Origin of the sequence: Enterobacter sichuanensis (assembly GCF_002939185.1) — a bacterium.
Classification (GTDB): Bacteria; Pseudomonadota; Gammaproteobacteria; order Enterobacterales; family Enterobacteriaceae; genus Enterobacter; species Enterobacter sichuanensis.
In genome coordinates, this window is the sequence record NZ_POVL01000137.1 from 1 (window position 1) to 1,799 (window position 1,799).

Annotated in this window: 2 protein-coding genes and 1 pseudogene; all 3 read right to left on the bottom strand. The window is 45.5% G+C overall.

Annotated features, from left to right (window positions below):
• A pseudogene (locus C5687_RS25245) lies at positions 1–200 on the bottom strand (hypothetical protein); the annotation flags it as partial.
• Positions 201–233: 33 nt separating this feature from the next.
• The gene (locus C5687_RS24125; RefSeq protein WP_036969360.1) at positions 234–632 is read right to left on the bottom strand and encodes a hypothetical protein; all 399 of its coding nucleotides are present in this window, start codon (positions 630–632) and stop codon (positions 234–236) included.
• 844 nt (positions 633–1,476) lie between these two features.
• On the bottom strand, positions 1,477–1,662 hold the full coding sequence (locus tag C5687_RS24790) for a hypothetical protein (protein WP_036969366.1): 186 nt from the start codon (positions 1,660–1,662) through the stop codon (positions 1,477–1,479).
• Between the last annotated feature and the right edge of the window lie 137 nt (positions 1,663–1,799).

Sequence of the window (1,799 nt, forward strand, 5' to 3'; positions counted from 1 at the left end):
AAAATCAGTCCTAGAGTCCCACCAATAGCTGCGCCAATTCCGGTTCCAATAACAGGGACAATGCTCCCTAATGCTGCTCCAGCTGCTGCTCCTTTGAGAATCTCTTTTTTCGAACCAGGCTCCCATTCCAACTCGGTTGACGATGAACCGTTGCTATTCTCTTTTTTTGTGACCCTTACAAGACGATCTATTTTCATCATCTGTTCTCCCTTTTGTTTTCGATTGTCGGCTAATTACAGTGAGAATACTTTGTTCAGCCATGCATCGGTATCCTTGTCCTTCCCTTGCTTGTATGGACCGTGAATGCTGGCAAAGGCACCTTTACTGTCAACTTCAATGTTCTTTTCTAGTACTAGCCAATTGACTACGCAAATGACCAATGAGCCATAGTCGACTACTCCTTCCACTATTCCTGTGTGGAGTATTTTTATGTTGGCTGAGCCTTTTCCCATCATCCTTTTTATAGCGATACGATCGCCTTTTTTTATTTTTTTTGCCTTTAAATACTGACTTTCATCATCTTTTTCTTTGTAGCCCAAAACCCAGATTTTGTTATCTACAAATTTTTTGTCTTGGTGATCTACACCATCCCAGCTTGCACCCACAAGCCAGTAACTTTGATCGCTATTCATTCTGTCTCCTGGTTTTTTATAAGAATAGAAAGCTAATGCCCCCATGGTGGGTATATAAAAACCATGGGGAGCGGAGCGACCTTCGTCAAGCTCTTTTCTTGTGTGTCTTATCCAGCAACTGATTCGATTTGTGTGGGGTTAGTGTCAGACTTCTCACAATCACACTTTCCCGCTTACTGCTGCCTTGTTCGCTCATTTTATCAGGTGCTTGTTATCGTACAGCGAGACGGGGTAGAGCCTAACTCTTTCGCGGTTAAGTTACGTTCCCACCAATTTGCCTGTTTATCCTGCCGGAGTCCGGGGCGTAGACCTGAGCGTCTAAGGTGCAGATATGATTTTAATGTCGTTGAATGGTATTAAGCTGGTAGTGACATGGCTAGCCAGCCCTGCTAAGATTTGATTGTCTAGGTCTTATCTGTAGCAGGTATCTGCACGAATAAGCGTACCTAAGCCCTGTGATTATGTCACGGGGCTTTTGTACATCTGGGCCATAGTAAATCCCAAATCCCTTTCAGTAACACTCTCAACGCCCGCCACAGACTCATGACCGAACGGAGTGAGCGAATGAGCGAGGAGGCGTCATTGGACCTGAGATCACATGATTCGCGGTCACTCTGAATCTACATCTTTCACCTTTTAAACCAGGCAAGTTAGCTGGCTTTGAGATCTGAATTTATAAAACCAAAAATAAAAGCAACGCGCACTTAGACGTTTCTCCATAAATGGGAGAAACGGTGCGTAAATTCAAAGGCAACAAGGCTACCCGATGTATATACAAAACGCTTCGCGCTCTGTCTCTTATCGGCGTCCTTGCAAAGGGATTTCATCCCCTTTGATCCCCTGGTCAGGGCTGCGCCCCGATACCCCGCCAACGCTTCACGATTCGGCAATAAATTGCCTGCCCGTTCACCGTTTTCGTGAAAGTCATATTTTTTGTTTTTTTGGCAGTTAAGTATGGGATCGCACTGAAACCGGACGCCAGGCAGCCGGCTGCATAACGATTCACGGCCTCAGAAATCATCTGCGCCATTCTGAGCGGTTTTCAGTGGGTAAGGTGTGTGGTTTTGAGGCTCAGGAGGGAAAATCGCGCACAGGCCGTCTGAGCGGTGCGCGCAATGAGGTGTTATGGTAAATCATTTACTATCTTTTTTTTCTTCAGATTTCCCA